General features: G+C 67.2%; 20 protein-coding genes. 10 read left to right on the plus strand and 10 right to left on the minus strand.

The window, feature by feature from the left end:
• Positions 1 to 3 precede the first annotated feature (3 nt).
• Both AC1DIP_RS00520 and AC1DIP_RS00525 read right to left on the minus strand, forming a co-directional pair.
• The gene (locus tag AC1DIP_RS00520; protein WP_477732468.1) at positions 4 to 369 is read right to left on the minus strand and encodes a DUF7793 family protein; all 366 of its coding nucleotides are present in this window, start codon (positions 367 to 369) and stop codon (positions 4 to 6) included.
• Positions 370 to 494: 125 nt separating this feature from the next.
• On the minus strand, positions 495 to 875 hold the full coding sequence (locus tag AC1DIP_RS00525; protein ID WP_477732469.1) for a hypothetical protein: 381 nt from the start codon (positions 873 to 875) through the stop codon (positions 495 to 497).
• A 186-nt stretch (positions 876 to 1,061) separates the two neighbouring features.
• Between AC1DIP_RS00525 and AC1DIP_RS00530 the strand changes: the two genes are divergently transcribed.
• Entirely contained in the window at positions 1,062 to 2,063 is a 1,002-nt protein-coding gene (locus AC1DIP_RS00530) for an MIP family channel protein (RefSeq protein ID WP_476206883.1), read from the plus strand.
• On the opposite strand, the gene AC1DIP_RS00535 is transcribed toward AC1DIP_RS00530, so the two are convergent.
• From AC1DIP_RS00535 to AC1DIP_RS00570, 8 genes are all read right to left on the minus strand, one after another.
• On the minus strand, positions 2,060 to 2,881 hold the full coding sequence (locus AC1DIP_RS00535) for an alpha/beta fold hydrolase (protein ID WP_477732470.1): 822 nt from the start codon (positions 2,879 to 2,881) through the stop codon (positions 2,060 to 2,062). The genes AC1DIP_RS00530 and AC1DIP_RS00535 overlap by 4 nt on opposite strands.
• Positions 2,882 to 2,950: 69 nt before the next feature.
• Positions 2,951 to 3,592: a winged helix-turn-helix transcriptional regulator gene (locus tag AC1DIP_RS00540; protein ID WP_477732471.1), complete on the minus strand. Its 642-nt coding sequence runs from the start codon at positions 3,590 to 3,592 to the stop codon at positions 2,951 to 2,953.
• A 5-nt stretch (positions 3,593 to 3,597) separates the two neighbouring features.
• Entirely contained in the window at positions 3,598 to 4,032 is a 435-nt protein-coding gene (locus AC1DIP_RS00545; RefSeq protein ID WP_477732937.1) for a VOC family protein, read from the minus strand.
• A 130-nt stretch (positions 4,033 to 4,162) separates the two neighbouring features.
• Positions 4,163 to 5,164 carry a sensor histidine kinase gene (locus tag AC1DIP_RS00550; protein WP_477732472.1) on the minus strand — a complete coding sequence of 334 codons (1,002 nt, stop codon included), beginning with the start codon at positions 5,162 to 5,164 and terminating at the stop codon, positions 4,163 to 4,165.
• Positions 5,161 to 5,832 carry a response regulator transcription factor gene (locus AC1DIP_RS00555; protein ID WP_477732473.1) on the minus strand — a complete coding sequence of 224 codons (672 nt, stop codon included), beginning with the start codon at positions 5,830 to 5,832 and terminating at the stop codon, positions 5,161 to 5,163. Before AC1DIP_RS00555 ends, AC1DIP_RS00550 begins: the two co-directional genes overlap by 4 nt.
• Before the next feature lie 4 nt (positions 5,833 to 5,836).
• Positions 5,837 to 6,607: a DedA family protein gene (locus tag AC1DIP_RS00560; protein ID WP_477732474.1), complete on the minus strand. Its 771-nt coding sequence runs from the start codon at positions 6,605 to 6,607 to the stop codon at positions 5,837 to 5,839.
• Between the two features lie 8 nt (positions 6,608 to 6,615).
• Positions 6,616 to 7,374, minus strand: a complete 759-nt coding sequence (locus AC1DIP_RS00565; RefSeq protein ID WP_477732475.1) for a phosphatase PAP2 family protein — start codon at positions 7,372 to 7,374, stop codon at positions 6,616 to 6,618.
• A gap of 225 nt (positions 7,375 to 7,599) precedes the next feature.
• The gene (locus tag AC1DIP_RS00570; protein WP_477732476.1) at positions 7,600 to 8,619 is read right to left on the minus strand and encodes a hypothetical protein; all 1,020 of its coding nucleotides are present in this window, start codon (positions 8,617 to 8,619) and stop codon (positions 7,600 to 7,602) included.
• Positions 8,620 to 9,159: 540 nt separating this feature from the next.
• Here AC1DIP_RS00570 and paaA point away from each other — a divergent pair.
• The 9 genes from paaA to AC1DIP_RS00615 all read left to right on the plus strand — a co-directional run bounded on the left by paaA (position 9,160) and on the right by AC1DIP_RS00615 (position 16,232).
• On the plus strand, positions 9,160 to 10,152 hold the full coding sequence (gene paaA / locus AC1DIP_RS00575) for a 1,2-phenylacetyl-CoA epoxidase subunit PaaA (protein WP_477732477.1): 993 nt from the start codon (positions 9,160 to 9,162) through the stop codon (positions 10,150 to 10,152).
• On the plus strand, positions 10,149 to 10,526 hold the full coding sequence (gene paaB, locus AC1DIP_RS00580) for a 1,2-phenylacetyl-CoA epoxidase subunit PaaB (protein WP_255173088.1): 378 nt from the start codon (positions 10,149 to 10,151) through the stop codon (positions 10,524 to 10,526). Before paaA ends, paaB begins: the two co-directional genes overlap by 4 nt.
• Entirely contained in the window at positions 10,523 to 11,383 is an 861-nt protein-coding gene (gene paaC / locus AC1DIP_RS00585) for a 1,2-phenylacetyl-CoA epoxidase subunit PaaC (protein ID WP_477732478.1), read from the plus strand. The genes paaB and paaC overlap by 4 nt, the downstream gene beginning before the upstream one ends.
• Positions 11,384 to 11,388: 5 nt before the next feature.
• Positions 11,389 to 11,910: a 1,2-phenylacetyl-CoA epoxidase subunit PaaD gene (gene paaD, locus AC1DIP_RS00590; RefSeq protein ID WP_477732479.1), complete on the plus strand. Its 522-nt coding sequence runs from the start codon at positions 11,389 to 11,391 to the stop codon at positions 11,908 to 11,910.
• 9 nt (positions 11,911 to 11,919) lie between these two features.
• On the plus strand, positions 11,920 to 13,146 hold the full coding sequence (paaE, locus tag AC1DIP_RS00595) for a 1,2-phenylacetyl-CoA epoxidase subunit PaaE (protein ID WP_477732480.1): 1,227 nt from the start codon (positions 11,920 to 11,922) through the stop codon (positions 13,144 to 13,146).
• Between the two features lie 25 nt (positions 13,147 to 13,171).
• A complete protein-coding gene (locus AC1DIP_RS00600) occupies positions 13,172 to 13,960 on the plus strand; it encodes an enoyl-CoA hydratase/isomerase family protein (RefSeq protein ID WP_307359330.1) in 789 nt (262 codons plus the stop codon).
• A 214-nt stretch (positions 13,961 to 14,174) separates the two neighbouring features.
• Positions 14,175 to 14,729 carry a hypothetical protein gene (locus AC1DIP_RS00605; protein ID WP_307359327.1) on the plus strand — a complete coding sequence of 185 codons (555 nt, stop codon included), beginning with the start codon at positions 14,175 to 14,177 and terminating at the stop codon, positions 14,727 to 14,729.
• Positions 14,729 to 15,010: a PqqD family protein gene (locus AC1DIP_RS00610; protein ID WP_307359324.1), complete on the plus strand. Its 282-nt coding sequence runs from the start codon at positions 14,729 to 14,731 to the stop codon at positions 15,008 to 15,010. The genes AC1DIP_RS00605 and AC1DIP_RS00610 overlap by 1 nt, the downstream gene beginning before the upstream one ends.
• A gap of 4 nt (positions 15,011 to 15,014) precedes the next feature.
• Positions 15,015 to 16,232 carry a hypothetical protein gene (locus tag AC1DIP_RS00615; RefSeq protein WP_307359322.1) on the plus strand — a complete coding sequence of 406 codons (1,218 nt, stop codon included), beginning with the start codon at positions 15,015 to 15,017 and terminating at the stop codon, positions 16,230 to 16,232.

Below are 16,232 nucleotides of genomic sequence, written 5' to 3' on the forward strand. Positions count from 1 at the left end.
CACCTACGGCAGCGCTCGGCCTTCCTCCAGCCACGCCATCGCCTCATCCGTAGACGTGAAGAACCGGTTGGGATGCACCGGTTTGTGCCGCCCGGAGAAGAAGTCGGCAATGGTCTGGTCAACGGGCGTGACGCCTACTATGGCCGCGCGCGTCACCGGCCAGGAACCGGCAAAGGCCTTCAGGGCGCCCTGGTCAATCCACTGCAAGCCCGTGATCTCCACCAGCATCGGGAGGGCGTGGCCGCCGCTGAGCTCCCGCGCCCGCTTCATCAGCGCCACTGCATCGCGCTCACTGACCACGTCCCCGGGTGCCCACTTCAGGTGCAGCAGTGCCCCTGCGAGCTCGATGGTCCCGGTGACGTCGTCCATATCCCTACTCTGCTGCTACTTCCCGGTGAACAGCAACACCGAATGCAAACGGCCGACGGCGGCGCACGCCAGGGCGGCCTGCCCGCCGTGTGGAGGCAGGCAGGCTGCCGGGCGCGGGTTGGGTGCTAATGCCCGACATGCGTGGACGGGTCGCCCGGCTTGCGGGCCGGGTCCACTGTGCCGCCCTTTCCGTAGTTGCCTTCCGGGTACCGCCCGGTTTCGGAGGCGGCGGTCCGCCCGGGTACTGGGCCGGCCCCGCCGTAATCGGCCTTGACGTAGCGCCCGGCTCCCACGGTCCTGTCGCCCAGGGGTTCGGGCAGTCCGCCTTCGCTGCCCGCGGGCCCGTAGTTCCCCTCAATGTACTGGCCCTCTTCGTCTTCGGCATGGCGGCCGTGCTGGGCACCGGCTTTGCCGAAGTTGCCTTCAACGTACCGTCCGCGCAGGTCGGGCGCCTCGGGTGCGCCTTCCGGAGCCGGGGTGTTTTCGGTGCTGCTGTTGTCGTTCATGATCGTGCCTTTCGAACGAACCCCACGTCCCCATGGCGCGGTCCGGTTTGTTGCGCTTTCGAAACTATTGCCATTCCGGGACTGGTGCCTAGGGATACTTTCGGCGTAGCATAAAAGTACGAGGATTGTCAATTGGCCCCGATGTGCGGCCAACAAACCAAGAAAATCGCAAAGAAGGTACATGCGATGAGTGACATCAGTCCACTGAGGAATGCGGTCCGCAATGGCAGCGGACTCAAGAAATTGGGCGGAACGTGGGGCGAGCTCCTTGCGGAGTTCCTGGGCACGTTTGTGCTGATCGCGTTCGGCGACGGCGTGGTGGCCATGGCGGTCGCAGCGTTGCCCGGATCGGGCCGCGCCCAAACATCAACCACCATCTTCATGGCTGCGGGCGACTGGCTGCTCATTGCCTGGGGATGGGCCCTGGCCGTCGCACTGGCGGTCTACGTGGCCGGCGGCGTCAGCGGCGCCCACATCAACCCGGCCGTGACCATCGCGTTCGCGGTCCGCCGCAAGTTCCCCTGGCGGAAGGTGGGCCCGTACATCGTGGCCCAGGTGGTGGGGGCTTTCGCCGGAGCGGCGTTGGTCTACCTGCTGTACTACAACGCCATCGACGCCTACAACAAGGCCGTCGGAACCGGCCGCGCCGACGCGAAGGGGCTGGCAACCTACTCCATTTTCGCCACGTTCCCGGCGCCCTACTTCAACGGAAACGCCGTCGGTCCGCTGGTTGACCAGATCGTGGGCACTGCGTTCCTGGTTATCTTCGTTGTGGCCATCATCGACATGAGAAACACCGCCGTCCAGGCCAACCTGGGCCCGTTCATGATCGGGCTGGCGGTGGCTGCCATCGGCATCTCCCTCGGCGCGAACGCCGGCTATGCCATCAACCCTGCCCGTGATTTCGGACCGCGGCTTTTCGCGTGGATGGCCGGCTGGGGCCAAACGGCGCTGCCTGGCACAGTCGACGGGGCCTTCAGCTGGTACTTCTGGGTGCCCATTGTCGGCCCGGTGGTCGGCGGTGTGATCGGCGTGCTGGTCTACGACTGGTTCATCGGCGACGTCCTGGACGCCCGCGCACGGCTGCAGGAATCCACGCCTCCGGGCCGCGCCGGCGGCGAAACCCCGCCTGCCACCGAAGCTGAGACTGCGAAGACCCACACCATTCCAAAGCGCCGGGCGGCCTAGTTGCGGCGGAAGAAATCCCTGAGCTGGGTGGCGATGGCGGCGGCGGAAACCTGGTGCGTTTGGCCGTCGAGGACGCGGTGCTCGCTGCCGGGGACGGCGCCCGCGATGGTCTTTTGCCCCTCCGCCATGGGGCCGGCCGCTTTCCCGCCTACCATCACCAGGGTGGGTACGGTAACGGTGCGGAGCCGTTCCACGGGCGCCACGAAGTTGTTGGTGACCCGGGTTTCATAGGGCAGGGTGTTCGCCGCCGCCGTCTGCTTCTTCCACACTCCCGGCATGATGCGCAGCAGGTAGGGAAGGAAGGCCGGTGCCCCCACCATCTTGACCAGGAAGTAGGACACCGCGGCGCCGCGCTTGCCTTCCCGAAGCAGGGCCTCGAGGTGCTCGCGGTGGCTTCCGGGTGTGCCGTCCGGACCCTGCACCCCGGTGTAGGGCGCCTCATAGGTGGCCAGCCCGCGCATCGGGACGCCCGCGGCGGCCGACTCGAGGGCCAGGGCGGCGCCGGAGGAGATCCCATAGACGAACGGGTTGCCGCCGGCCTCCGCGAGGACCGCCTGGAGGTCCTCGATCTCGCGTTCAGTGGCGTAGGGCAGCGTCTCGCCGCTGTCCCCACGCCCGCGCCGGTCATAGAAATAGACCGTGAAGTCATCCTTCAGTTCATTCGCCAGCGCACGCGACGGCCCGAAATTGCGCCCGCAGAAGGCCCCGTCCACCAGGACCAGGCTGGGTCCGGTGCCCATCCGCTCGACGCTGAGGGAGGTGCCGTCGGCTGACAACACGCTGGAGACTGTGCCTTGGTGGTCCTGGGTTTTGGTCATCGCGATGCTCCATTCAGGGGCGGGTCAGGGGTTCGTGGGTGGATCAGGGTGTCGGGTCAGGCTAGCGGGTTAGGCCGCCAGATGGAACGTTTCCGCGAAGCGGTGGAGGAGGTTCCCCGGTCCGCTCAGTACCTGGACCACCCCGCTGTCGATGGCGCGGTCGGGGGCGATTTCGCCGGCGATGAGCCTCCGGATGCCCGGTCCGCTGGCGAAGGCGAGGTCGGCCACGCCATCACCGCACCGGACGTCAAGGCTGGGGCCGTCCACCCGGATCAGGAGTTCGGTGGAACCAAAGTGCGCCGCGTAGGCGGTGGCCGGCAGGGTGGCGGCCACGTCCGGGCGGAAGGTGGTGCGCAGGTCTATGGTCATCGACGCCGGGGTGATGATCTGCTCCTCGCGTGGATCGCCCATCGTCTTGAATCCCCAGGCGCCCAGCGCGAGGATCACGGGTTCAAGCTCGCGGCCGTACGGCGTGAGTTCGTAAACGATCACGCGGGAGCGGGGGGCCCGCCGGATGACGCCGGCAGCCTGGAGCTCCTTGAGCCTTGCAGCCAAAATGTTGGTCGGGATGCGGGGGAGCCCGGCGGCGAGCTCCCCGTAGCGGCGCGGCCCCACCAGCAGGTCCCGGACGATCAGAAGGGCCCACCGCTCGCCCACGATCTCCATGGCCTGCGTAATCCCGGAGTACTGCCCGTAGTCGCGTGCTGCCATGAACCTCAGGCCTGCTGGTTCATGAACGCTTCGGGTCCCTGTTGGGCGGCCGTCGGGTCCATGTAGCCGAATTCCAGGATGTTGCCGTCCGGGTCGGTCAACTGGCGCTGGTACATGAAGCCGTAGTCGGATGCGGGCTGCGCCTCGGTGCCGCCGGCCGCGAGTCCGCTGGCCATGCTGGCATCCACCGCCTCCCGGCTGTCCAGGAAGATTGCGGTGGTGGCCGATACCGTCGCGGAGGGGTCGCCGATGGGCCGTTCGCTGAAGGTCTGGAAGAACTCGCGGACCAGGAGCATGAAGTAGCTGTGGTCTTCCTCCACCACCACGCAGGCCGCGTTGTGGTCCGTGAAGAGTGGGTTGATGGTGAACCCTACCGCCGTGTAGAACGCCTTGGCGCGCTCCAGGTCGGTCACCGGCAGGTTGACGAACATTGCGGTCATCATGGTCTCTTTCCAACGGATTGGTGCGGATAGAGCTGATACTTGCAAAAAACAAGTGGACCGTCAATACCCCCGCCCAACCACCAGGCAGCGCACAACGGCGGCACGCACCTCAGCGGTAACCCCCGAGTCAGCCCCGTGCCAGCGGAAGCGCCAGCCGCATGGTGGTCCCCTCCGGACCAGTGCGGGCCACCTCCACAGTGCCGCCGGCCGCGGTGGCGATGTCGCGGACCAGGGCCAGCCCTATCCCGAAGCTCCGCCGCCCGCCCCGGTCCAGCCCCGGAGCCCGGACGAACCGGTCAAAGATCCGCCCCGGGTCCACGCCGGTGATGCCGGCGCCGGTATCAGACACCAGGATCACCGCCCGCGACCCTTCCACTGAGCAACTGATGGCCACGCGTCCGCCGGAAGGCGTGTGCGCCAGCGCGTTGTCCACCAGCGCCAGCACCGCCCGCCGCAGCGGACCTGGATCCACGCGGACCATCGCCGGGCCGCCGGTGAACTCCACGGACACGCCCTGCTGCCGGGCCAGGTCCTGAAGGCTTTCGCTGACCGATTCCGCCACCGCGGCCACATCGGCAGCAGCGAAGGATTCGCCGCCAGGGGGCGCCGACGCCGTCGCGGCCAGCAGCAGTTCGTTGACGATGCCCGTCAGCGTAGCGGTATCCTCCCGGATCCTGGCCAGGGCCTGCGCCGGTTCCGATCCCGGTTCCGCCTTCCGCTGGGCCAGCTGGATGCGGGTGTCCAGGATGGCCAGGGGAGTGCGGAGTTCGTGGCTGGCGTCCTGGACAAACCGCCGCTGCCGGGCCAAGGCGTCGCCCAGCGGCCGGATGGCGCTGCGCGCGCTGACCCAGCCCACCACCCCGGCCAGCACGATGCCCGCCAGCCCGGCCAGGATCATGCCCTCGATCAGGTCCTTCGAATCGAGGTACGTGTACGCCGAACCCGGGGCCTGCGACGAGGGCAGCGAGGGGTGCGCCAGCTTGTTCATCAGGAACACGGTGGCGGCGGCGAGCAGCACCAGGACCAGCACGGCCACCCCGGCACTGATCCGCAGGGCCACCTTGAGCGACGCGCGGCGGAGGGTGTCCCGGTCCGGGTCGCCGGGGGAGGTACTCGGGCCAGTGGTCATGAGGGGTCGCCGATCTGGTAGCCCACGCCGTGGACCGTGCGGATCACGGACCGGGAAATCTTCCGGCGGAGGTGGTGGACGTAGGTGTCGATGACGCCGGGTTGGTCCGTGGACTGGAAGTGCGCGGCGAGCAGCTCATCGCGGGTGAACACCCTGCCCGGCTCGGCCGCGAGCGCCGCCAGGACTTCGGCTTCCTTGGCCGTCAGCGTCACCAGGTCCCCGTAGGGGGAGCGGACAGCGCGCGACGCCGGGTCGAAATCCCAGGTGCCGAGTCCCACCGGCCCCGCGGGGGTACTGAAGGTCCGGGTCAGCGCGCGCAGCCGCGCGGCCAGCTCGCCGGCGTCGAACGGTTTGGCCATGTAGTCGTTGGCACCCGCGTCCAGCCCCCGGACCTTCTCGCCGGTTTCGCCCAGCGCCGTGAGGACCAGGATGGGGGTGCCGATGCCCTTGTCCCGCAGGGCCGCGATGACGGCCAGGCCGTCCATGATGGGCAGGCCACGGTCAATGACCATCACGTCCCAGGGCTGGGTGAGTCCCAGGTGCAGGGCCTCCTGCCCGGTGACTGCCAGCCGGACCCGGTAGTCCGGTTCCAGCAGTTCGGTGATGAGCGGGCCCAGGGCGGGGTCGTCCTCGGCCAGGAGCAGGGAGAGCCGGTCCGCAGGTGTCATGCGGCTATTCTGTCGTGCTGCCGTTCCGGCGTGAGGTGCTGGCCGCCGTGTCGAGCGCTGGTGCCTCCGTGGCACCGACGTCCGTGCCGCCGTCGTCCGTTGCCTGCTCCGCTGCGGCGCGGCGGTTCCTGCGCCGGTGCTTGAGGTATTCGATGCCCCACGGCACCACGGACACCAGCACCATGAGCACCGCGATGATGTCGATGTTTTTGGCGATGACCTCGTAGTGCCCCAACCAGGTGCCCAGGAGTGTCACGGACGTGGCCCACGCCAGCGCGCCCACAATGTTCCACAGCGTGAACGCCTTATGTCCGTAGCGGGCGGTCCCGGCGGTCAGCGGCGCGAAGGTCCTGATGATGGGCACGAAGCGGGCCAGGACTATGGCGGCGCCGCCGTGGCGGTGGAAGAAGTTCTCGGTGGCGGTGAGGTGGGCTGTCTTGAGGACCTTGGCGTCGTCCTTGAACCAGCGCCGCCCGAACCTCCGGCCCAGGAGGAAGCCCACCTGGTCCCCGGCCACGGCGGCCGCGGTGACCACACCGATCAGGACGGGCAGGGCCAGGTTCAGCTGCTGGTGCAGGAGCCCGGCAGTGAACAGCAGCGAGTCGCCGGGCAGGAACGGGAAGAGGACGCCGGATTCGATGAAGACCATGGCGGCGATGACGCCCAGCGCGGCCGGGCCGAAGCCTTCCAGGAGGCTGGCGGGGTCCAGCAGGGAGGGGGAACCGCTTGCGGTGGCGACGCCGGAGATGGCGTGGGCGGCGAGGATGGTGTGCACGGGGGTCCTTAGTGTCGGCTGGCAGGGGCGGTAAGCGCTGCGGGCAGGCGGTCCAGGAGCCGGGGGCCGAAGCGGTTCCAGAGTCCGGCGAGCAGGACCACCGCGGCGCCTGCCGCCAGGAAGGAGGCAATCACATCGGTGGGGTAGTGCACCCCTACATATACCCGCGACCACGCAACAATCACGGGCAGGGCGGCGCCGGCTGCGGCCACGGGCTTGGACCAGCGGGTGCCGCGGGCCAGGAAGTACACCGCGAAGGCCAGGGCCACGGCGAAGGAAACGTGGCCGCTGGGGAAGCTGTTGGAGCCGGTTTCCGGGGCCAGGGGATCGTAGAGCAGGCCGGGGTTGGGCCGCTGCCGGGCGATGATGAGCTTGAAGACTTCGCTGGCCACCCAGCCGGAGCACGCCGTGAGCCCGAACGCAATGGCCGTGGCCAGGTCCTTCCGGAGCAGCCAGATGGCCACCGCGATGACAGCAACCATGCCCAGGCCCACCACGGGACCGAACAGGGTGTTGATCACCATGGCCACGGCGGTCAGTGCGGCCACGTGGTGCTGGCTGAGGTCCTGGTCCACGTGCAGTTCGGCGGTGGCTTCGCCGGGCAGCAGCTGCACCGTCATGCCCAGGGCCAGGACGGCGGCGCACAGCAGCAGCCCGACCAGCAGCCAGTGGCGGGGCTGGGGCAGCGCGGGGAAGGGCGCGCGGGCCGCGGCGGGGGTGCCGGGCGCTGCTGCGGTCTCATGACGGTCACGGGCGGGCTGGTACACGGAAATCCTTCGGATGGTCCTGCGGCGGACAGGGTTCTGTCCAGGTCTCTCCGTCAATCCTTCCCGGCCGTACCTAAGAAAGGCTTAAGAAACGTGGGTCGCTGCCGGTTCAAGGGAGCGCGTCGCAGGCCCTCGGGAACGCACGACGACGGCCCGCACCACGGTCAGCCGGCGCACCACACCGACCGGGCTCGGCGGCCGTCCCGCAGGTGGAACCGGGCTGCTTTAGTTGGCCACGGTGAACGGAACCACCGTCACCCCGGAGTTTGTCGAGCCCAGCTTGTTGTCCCGGCACGACGTGCGAAGGTGCAGCTTGTGCACCCCGTTGGACAGCGTCCTGGTGTCGATTGCGATGGGCGCTGACCCGAAGGTCCCGCGTCCGTAGGGGCCCGCTGAATCCCACAGGAGGGTTCCGGGGTTGGGCGGATCGGCGTGGAAGTCGGGGTCGATGGAGATGAACGAGTGCGTCGCCGGGAGCGAGTCGTTGGGGTGGGTGCTCAGGGCCACGGCCGGAGTCCAGACGCCGGATACCGGGGCGTCGGGAAGGGGGACGCTGCGGACCGAGGCCTCGCAGTACCCGGAGTGGGTGTACCAGCCCTTGCCGCGCAGGAACGGGTAGCGGGTGGTGTCGGACTTGGATTTTCCGTTCTGGATGTCCGTTTGCCAGTTGAGGCTTGCCCGCATTTCGTTGCCGTCCGGTTCCGGCACGAATGCGCGAAGGTGGACCTCCTGCAGGCCCGAATGCTTGAACGCCGAGATGGGGCGGGAGAACGTCAGCCAGCGCTCGCAGGTCCCGCTGCACACAAGGTCGCCGCCGCCCGAGCCGGACGGGCCGGGGCAGGTGAAGTTGGCTGCCGCGGCCCGCAGGTAGCACTTCTGCACCGCGGTTTCGCTGGTGGAGGTCAGGAACACCATGGAGACGTAATCGGCCATGCCGGGATTGTCATGGAGGATCACCCGCACATTCACGGTCAGGCTGCCCGAACTCAGCGTTTCTCGTTCGGGGATGCACGCCCCCAGATGGACGTGGCCGTTGTTGGTGATCGAGTTGCTGGCCTGGTCAACGTCGGGCATCCACCAGGCCTGGGAATCCACGAACTGCCTGGTCTCCGCATAGGTGCTGCCATCGGCGGGAGGCGCTCCGATGCACGGTCCGGGCGCGGCCACAGCGGGGCTGGTGCCCACAGTGGGGGTGACAAGGCAGGTTAACGCCAGTGCAGCCAGCAGTGCCAGGAGCCGTTTCATGACCATCCATCTCACGGTGGCCATCCCAGTCCCAGCACGGGAAGCCGATGTACGTCGGTTAGGGAGCCGCGCGCAGGCGTTGCGGCTGTCGCCGGCGCCGGAACGCCGGACCATGGAGTGTTTCGCTGTGCAGGGCCACTGAGGCGTGGTCATTGTATGCCCCGGACCAACAGGCAATCCAGAGTTGACGGCTTTCCCGGCGACGACGGCCCGCGCCACCCCGCGGGAGGTGATGGGGCGTTGGTGGAAAGCGAGCGGGAGGTGATGGGGCGTTGGGGGAAAGCGGGCGGGAGGTGATGGGGCGTTGGGGGAAAGCGGGCGGGAGGTGATGGGGCGTTGGTGGAAAGCGGGCGGGAGGTGATGGGGCGTTGGTGGAAAGCGGGCGGGAGGTGATGGGGCGTTGGTGGAGAGTGGGCGGGAGGTGATGGGGCGTTGAATGAGGGGGACACGCTTGACGCCTGCGCACGCTCCCGCATATCCTGAACGAACGGTCGGTAAATAATTCCGAGACGCCCGACAGGTCTTTGCATAGGAGCAACCATGGCAGCGCAGAACTTGCAGTCAGTGCCGGCTGAGCTAACCCCGGAAGAGGACGCCGCAGGCCAGGCCCACTTCGACCGGATCATTGCCGAGGACTCGCGCATCGAGCCCCGCGACTGGATGCCGGCGGCGTACCGCAAGACGCTCCTGCGCCAGGTTTCGCAGCACGCGCACTCCGAGATCATCGGCATGCAGCCGGAAGCCAACTGGATCTCCCGCGCCCCCAGCCTGAAGCGCAAGGCCATCCTCATGGCCAAGGTCCAGGACGAAGCCGGCCACGGTCTCTACCTCTACTCGGCAGCGGAAACCCTGGGCCAGTCCCGGGACAAGATGATGGACGACCTCATCGCCGGCAAGGCCCGCTACTCCAGCATCTTCAACTACCCGGCCCGCACCTGGGCGGACATGGGTGCCATCGGCTGGCTGGTGGACGGCGCAGCCATCTGCAACCAGGTCCCGCTGTGCCGGGCATCGTACGGCCCCTACGGCCGCGCCATGGTGCGCGTCTGCAAGGAAGAGTCCTTCCACCAGCGCCAGGGCTTCGAGATCCTCCTGGAACTCTCCAACGGCACCCCCGAGCAGAAGCAGATGGCCCAGGACGCGGTGAACCGCTGGTACGCCCCGGCCCTGATGATGTTCGGGCCGCCGGATGACGATTCCCCCAACTCCAAGCAGTCCATGGCCTGGAACATCAAGCGGTTCAGCAATGACGAGCTCCGCAGCCGGTTCGTGGGCATGATGGTGGAGCAGGTCAAGGTCCTTGGCCTCAACCTCCCGGATGACCAGATCCGCTTCAACGAGGACACCAAGAAGTGGGAGCACGGTCCCCTGGACTGGGACGAGTTCCACGAAGTCCTGGCCGGCCGCGGTCCCTGCAACGCCCAGCGCCTTGAGCGCCGGCGGGCAGCGCACGACGACGGCGCCTGGGTCCGCGAGGCAGCAGCCGCCTACGCAGCAAAACAGTCAAAGAAGACGAAGGAATACGCAGCATGAGCCCGCACGGCAACCCGGAAACCCCCGCCAGCTCGGCCACCGAGATCAACCGCGAAGCCCCCAAGGCCAGCCCGGCCCCGGATCACCACGACCGCTCCACCTGGGGCCTCTGGGAGGTCTTCGTCCGGTCCAGCCGCGGCCTGAGCCACGTCCACGCCGGCAGCCTGCACGCACCGGACGCCGCCATGGCCCTCCGCAACGCGCGGGACCTGTACACCCGCCGCAACGAGGGCGTGTCCATCTGGGTTGTGCCGGCCGACGCCATCGCCGCGAGCGACCCCGACTCCAAAGGTTCCTTCTTCGAGTCGCCCCAGGGCAAGGACTACCGGCACGCCACGTACTACACCAAGAGCGAGGGAGTGAAGCACCTGTGAGCGAAGCCAACGCCTCAGCCACCCGGATCACCCCCGGCAACGCCCTCCGCCCGGAGGACATCGCGCTCGAGGTCAAGACCGGCCTCGCCAAGCCCACGGAAGACGTCGCCGAGTACGCCCTCCGCCTGGGCGATGACGCCCTGATCCTCGCCCAGCGCCTGGGCCACTGGATCTCCCGCGCACCCGAGCTGGAGGAGGACATCGCCCTGGGCAACATCGCCCTGGACCAGCTGGGCCACGCCCGCAGCTTCCTCACCTACGCCGGCGCCGGCATGCCCAACGAGGACGGCACGGCCAGGTACGAGGATGACCTGGCCTACTTCCGCCGCGAGCACGAGTTCCGCAGTGTCCAGCTGTTCGAGCAGCCCAACGGCGACTTCGCGGCCACCATTGCCCGCCAGTTCGTGGTGAGCTACTACCAGTACGAGCTGTACCGCCGCCTGACCGAGTCGACGGACGCCACCCTGGCCGCCATCGCCGCCAAGGCCGTCAAGGAAGTGGACTACCACCGCGACCACAGCACCCAGTGGGTCCTGCGCCTCGCCGGCGGCACGGACGAATCGCGCACCCGGATGATCCACGGCCTGCGGACCATGTGGCCGTACGTCAACGAACTGTTCCAGGACGATGACCTGACGCAGCGCCTCGCTGGGGCGGGTGCCGCCGTCGCGCCTTCCAGCCTGCGGGAAGACTTCGACCGCCTCATCGCCGAGGTCCTGGCCGAAGCCGAAACCGAGGTTCCGGACGTGCCCGCTGCCCCGGGCGGCGGCCGGTACGGCAAGCACTCGGAATACCTGGGCTACATCCTCGCCGAAATGCAGGTGCTGGCCCGTGAACATCCCGGAGCCAGCTGGTGACCGCCGTGTACATCTCTGACTTCGAGTCCCGCACCCGCACCCCGCAGCAGGACGCGTGGGACATCGCGGCCACCGTCTGCGATCCGGAGATCCCGGTGCTCACCATCGCGGACCTCGGCATCCTGCGGGACGTGGAGGTGACAGATAACAAAGTCACCGTCACCATCACGCCCACGTATTCGGGCTGCCCGGCCATGGACGCCATCCGTGACGACCTCTACACCGCCTTCAAGAAGGAGGGCTACCAGGACGTGCACGTGGACCTGGTCCTGGCCCCGGCGTGGACCACGGACTGGATGACCGAGGCCGGAAAGCAGAAACTGCAGCAGTACGGCATCGCCCCGCCCACCGGGAACAGCAAGGCTGGCGGCCACTCCGGCCCCGTCCGGCTGAGCCTGGCCGTGAAGTGCCCGCAGTGCAACAGCCTCAACACCAAGGAACTCACCCGCTTCGGTTCCACGTCCTGCAAGGCGCTGTATGTGTGCCAGGACTGCAAGGAACCGTTCGACTACTTCAAAGTCCTGTAAGGAACCCCCATGCCTGTTGTCCGCCAGACCGCCGCCGAAGAGGCTGAGGTGACCGGCCGCCGTCGTCCGTCCTTCCATTCCCTGGCCGTGAAGGAGGTGCGCCGGCTCACCGACGATGCCATCGAGGTCGGCTTCCATGTGCCGGCGGAGCTCGCCGGCAAATTCGACTACCTGCCCGGCCAGTACGTGGCCCTGCGCACCACGCTGCCGGATGAGAACGGCGAGCCAAAGGAGATCCGCCGCAGCTACTCCATCTGCGCCGAGCCGCGCAGTTTCGCGGACGGCACCAGCGAGATCCGGGTGGCCATCAAGAAGGACCTGGGCGGGCTGTTCTCCACGTGGGCCAACGCCGAGCTGAAGGCCGGCGACACCCTGGACGTGATGAGCCCCATGGGCGCGTTCGTGTCCAAGCACGGCCGCGACGGTGTGGCCGTGGACCAGAACGTCATGAACTCCATGAACCACCCGGAGGACCTCGCGGGGGAGGCCGGGAACTTCGTAGCCATCGCGGCCGGGTCCGGCATCACCCCGGTGATCGCGATCGCCCGGACGCTGCTGGCCGCCAACCCGGACACCCGGTTCGACCTGATCTATGCCAACAAGGCCGCCATGGACGTCATGTTCCTGGAGGAGCTGGCGGACCTGAAGGACAAGTACCCGCAGCGGCTGGCCATCCACCACGTGCTCTCCCGCGAGCAGCGGATCGCGCCGCTGCTCTCCGGCCGCATCGATTCGGAGAAGCTGCAGCAGCTGCTGGGCACCGCCCTGCACGCGGACGATGTGGACGAATGGTTCCTGTGCGGGCCGTTCGAGCTGGTCCAGCTGTGCCGGGACACCCTGGCCGAGCGCGGTGTGAAGCCCGAGAACGTCCGGTTCGAGCTGTTCACCTCCGGCAAGCCGGACCGCCCGGAGGGCCACGCCGGCCGTCCCGTGGTGGTGGACGAGTCCAAGGAGACGTACAAGATCACGTTCAAGCTGGACGGTTTGCAGGGCGAGGTGGCCAGCCCAACGCACGCCCGCGAGTCGATCCTGAACGCGGCGCTGCGGGTGCGCCCGGACGTGCCGTTCGCGTGCGCCGGGGGAGTGTGCGGCACCTGCCGGGCCAAGGTGGTCACCGGCAGCGTGACCATGGACGAGAACTACGCGCTGGAGCAGGATGAGCTGGACAAGGGCTACGTCCTGACCTGCCAGAGCCACCCCGCCAGCAAGGAAGTCACGGTCGACTTCGACGTCTAAAACCGTTTTCACTAGAAGGAGCCCCATGATTTCCCTTTCCATCAGCAACGGCATCGCCGAGGTAGTGCTGGACGCCCCCCACAAGCTGAACTCGCTGGATGAGCAGGCGCTGCGGGATTTAGCGCAGGCGTACGACGACGCTGCTGCCGCCGCCTCACGCGGTGAGGTGCGGGCACTCCTGCTGAGGGGAGAGGGACGGGCCTTCTGCGCGGGCCGGGACATCGCCGGGGTCACCCCGGAGAACGATGACGCCGCGGCGTACCTGGGCGGGCTGGTTGAGCCTTTGTTGCAGAAGATGGCTGCGTTCCCGGCGCCCACCTTTGCTGCGGCCCAGGGGGCGTGCCTGGGCGTGGGGCTGGGGCTGCTGCTGGCCACGGACGTGGTGTACGTGGCGGAGAACGCGAAGTTCGGCTCGCCGTTCGCCAAGCTGGGGGCCACGCTGGACTCCGGCGGGCACTGGTACTTCACCGAGCGGCTGGGCATGCACCGGACGCTGGACCTGATCTACACGGCGGACCTGATCTCGGGAGCCGAGGCGGTGGCGCAGGGGATGTTCAGCCGCGCCATGCCGGCCGACTCGTTGCTGGACTCGACGCGGGAGATCGTTTCGCGGGTGGCTGCCGGCGCTACCGGTGCCTTTGTTGCGTCCAAGGAGTTGGTGGCGCACATCCGTGACCAGCGCCTGGGCCTGTGGCAGGCCATGCAGGAGGAGAACGACGAGCAGGCACGCCTCTGCAAGACCGACGACTACGCAGAGGGTTTCCGGGCGTTCCAGGAGAAGCGCGAGCCGAAGTTCACCGGACTCGTTGGTTGAGCCCGTCGTAACTCGGTGGGGAGCGAAACCCGAGTAATTCCCCTTTATCAAGCCTTGCAGAATTCTTGAGTAAACCTTGCAAGGCCGTTTCAGAAATCTTTATTTGCGTTCGTAAGAGTAGGCGAAGCCGGGCAAACCGGTCGATGCGCCCTGCCGGTCTCACCTGGGCAGCCGCATCCGGGAACCTACTCTGGGGGCACAATTGTCTGAGGTTTTGAACGAGAAAATCGGTCAGGAAGAAAAGGGCGGGATAAGCCGACGCCGCGTCGCCGCGGGTGTCGCGTGGTCGCTCCCGGTTATTGCCACCGCCATCGCTGCTCCCGCCGCTGCCGCGTCTCCGGGGACGCCGGTTTCCGCTTCTGCCACCTTGGGACTGGTATCCTCGCTGGCCGTGGCTCGGGCAACGTCGGCTTCCGGGCCCACGAGTTTCACCATTCAAACGGGCAGTTCGTTCACTGGTCCCACGGTGTCGTACAGCGTCACCTTCACCGCTCGTGACAAGAACCAGAAAGCACTGATTTCTATCGGCGCTGTTTCACAGGGAAGCGGAACGAACTCAGTTTCGCAAAACAAGCAAAGCTCCTCTTTTGCAGGGAGCGTATCTGCGGCTGCTGGAGCCAATGCGCTAACTTTCGTGCTTTCTTCATTCAGCTATACCGACAAGGCAACCAAGGGCACCTACATTTACGATGTTGCCTTACAAGTCACCCTGAACAGCGGAACGACTTTGACGGCGGTCCCGTCCACTTTGACCGTGACGTACCCCTGATGGTCTGGAAACGTGGCGGCCTGGTCGCCGAAGTCTGCACCAAACCCCGGGCGCGGGTTGCACTCCTGCACCTCGATGCAAGCCAGCCCGTGGTTCTGGAAGGCACTGCTGCCGTGATCTGGGATCTGATCGATGGACGGCGCAGCGAGCAGGAGATTTTCTCCGAGCTTGAGGCAACCTTCGAGGATCAGTCGGGGCAGATGCAGGCCCAGGTGGAAAGCTTCCTTGCCACCCTCGAAGAGCAGCGTCTCATCGAGGCTGCCCGCGGCGTTTCCCACTAACGGCATGATGGCAGCGGGAATCACGGGAAGCGTAGAGCTGGCCTGGGAGCAGCGCCTGCTCGAGGAACTGGCAAAGGGCAGTGATCTTCTGCCCTTGGATGTTTTGGGGCAGCAGTTCGTGGTCCGCTGGGGCCCTGCGGTCAGCTGGCAGCAGCGGGTCAGCATGAGCTCCGTATGGGCCCGGTGCATCAGTACTGAGGAACCTCAGCTGCCACCAGAGCCGCCGGAGCCCACGCCGGGGAGCCGCTTCACCGCCTCGGTCACCAGCACCTCCGCCAAACATCCGGCGGCAACGTTCCAGCTCGCGGCCGCCTCCTTCGAGGAGCTGGCAGAGAACCTGACGTCCCGGCTAACCATTGCCGCCATCATGGCCAACGCCGGCGAACTGACCATGCTCCACGCCTGCGGGGTAGCGCATCCAGCCACCGGAGCAGTGGTGGCGCTGGTGGCCAAATCGGGAACGGGAAAGACCACCGCGGCCTCCGTACTGGCCAGAAGTTATGGCTATGTCACTGACGAGACCGTGGCCATTGCCTGGGATGGCTCCGTGATTCCATATCCCAAGCCGCTTTCCGTGAAACAGGAGGCCGGAACTCCGAAACGCCAGGCATCCCCGGACGAGTTTGGACTTCAGCTGGCGCCCGCGTCGCCCTACATCCAGTCGATCGTGCTGCTGAACCGGGTCCAAGGGGACCTGCCGGTAGCCCCGGTGCTGGAGCGGGTACCGCTGGCAGACGCGGTCCTGGCGCTGATCCCGGATTCGTCTTCCCAGGGAGAAGTTGTGGATCCGCTGCAGTCGCTGTGTCGTCTCATCCAAAGCGTTGGGGGTGTGTGGCAGGCGACCTACACCGAGGCTGCAGACCTCCCGGCCGCGCTGGAACCCCTTTTCCGCCCACAACCGGCGGCTCACACGGACTGGAAACCGGCAGCAGGCCGAGGCGTCCGGGAGCCGCACACCCCGGCTGGCAGCATTCACCGCACCGCTCCGCAGGATGCCGTGTCCATAGGCACGGATCTGCTCGTCATGCTGGACAACCAGATAGTGCGCCTGTCCGGCATCGGCCCGGCGGTCTGGGAAGCCAGCGCTGCCCCTGTCAGCCTAGGCCAGCTGACTGATTACGTGGCACGTGTGCACGGGAAGCCGGAAGGCTACCGAAGCGCTGTCGCAGGAGCCGTAGAGCAACTCGTCGCTAAGTCGATTCTGGAACGCGCCGGCAGCTGA

Source organism: Pseudarthrobacter sp. 05T312, assembly GCF_056396685.1.

Bases quoted from the DNA above. Each gene is read 5' to 3' on its own strand.
- AC1DIP_RS00520 (WP_477732468.1), bottom strand. From the start codon at position 369: ATGGACGACGTCACCGGGACCATCGAGCTCGCAGGGGCACTGCTGCAC.
- AC1DIP_RS00525 (WP_477732469.1), bottom strand. From the start codon at position 875: ATGAACGACAACAGCAGCACCGAAAACACCCCGGCTCCGGAAGGCGCA.
- AC1DIP_RS00530 (WP_476206883.1), top strand. From the start codon at position 1,062: ATGAGTGACATCAGTCCACTGAGGAATGCGGTCCGCAATGGCAGCGGA.
- AC1DIP_RS00535 (WP_477732470.1), bottom strand. From the start codon at position 2,881: ATGACCAAAACCCAGGACCACCAAGGCACAGTCTCCAGCGTGTTGTCA.
- AC1DIP_RS00540 (WP_477732471.1), bottom strand. From the start codon at position 3,592: ATGGCAGCACGCGACTACGGGCAGTACTCCGGGATTACGCAGGCCATG.
- AC1DIP_RS00545 (WP_477732937.1), bottom strand. From the start codon at position 4,032: ATGACCGCAATGTTCGTCAACCTGCCGGTGACCGACCTGGAGCGCGCC.
- AC1DIP_RS00550 (WP_477732472.1), bottom strand. From the start codon at position 5,164: ATGACCACTGGCCCGAGTACCTCCCCCGGCGACCCGGACCGGGACACC.
- AC1DIP_RS00555 (WP_477732473.1), bottom strand. From the start codon at position 5,832: ATGACACCTGCGGACCGGCTCTCCCTGCTCCTGGCCGAGGACGACCCC.
- AC1DIP_RS00570 (WP_477732476.1), bottom strand. From the start codon at position 8,619: ATGAAACGGCTCCTGGCACTGCTGGCTGCACTGGCGTTAACCTGCCTT.
- paaA (WP_477732477.1), top strand. From the start codon at position 9,160: ATGGCAGCGCAGAACTTGCAGTCAGTGCCGGCTGAGCTAACCCCGGAA.
- paaB (WP_255173088.1), top strand. From the start codon at position 10,149: ATGAGCCCGCACGGCAACCCGGAAACCCCCGCCAGCTCGGCCACCGAG.
- paaE (WP_477732480.1), top strand. From the start codon at position 11,920: ATGCCTGTTGTCCGCCAGACCGCCGCCGAAGAGGCTGAGGTGACCGGC.
- AC1DIP_RS00600 (WP_307359330.1), top strand. From the start codon at position 13,172: ATGATTTCCCTTTCCATCAGCAACGGCATCGCCGAGGTAGTGCTGGAC.
- AC1DIP_RS00610 (WP_307359324.1), top strand. From the start codon at position 14,729: ATGGTCTGGAAACGTGGCGGCCTGGTCGCCGAAGTCTGCACCAAACCC.
- AC1DIP_RS00615 (WP_307359322.1), top strand. From the start codon at position 15,015: ATGATGGCAGCGGGAATCACGGGAAGCGTAGAGCTGGCCTGGGAGCAG.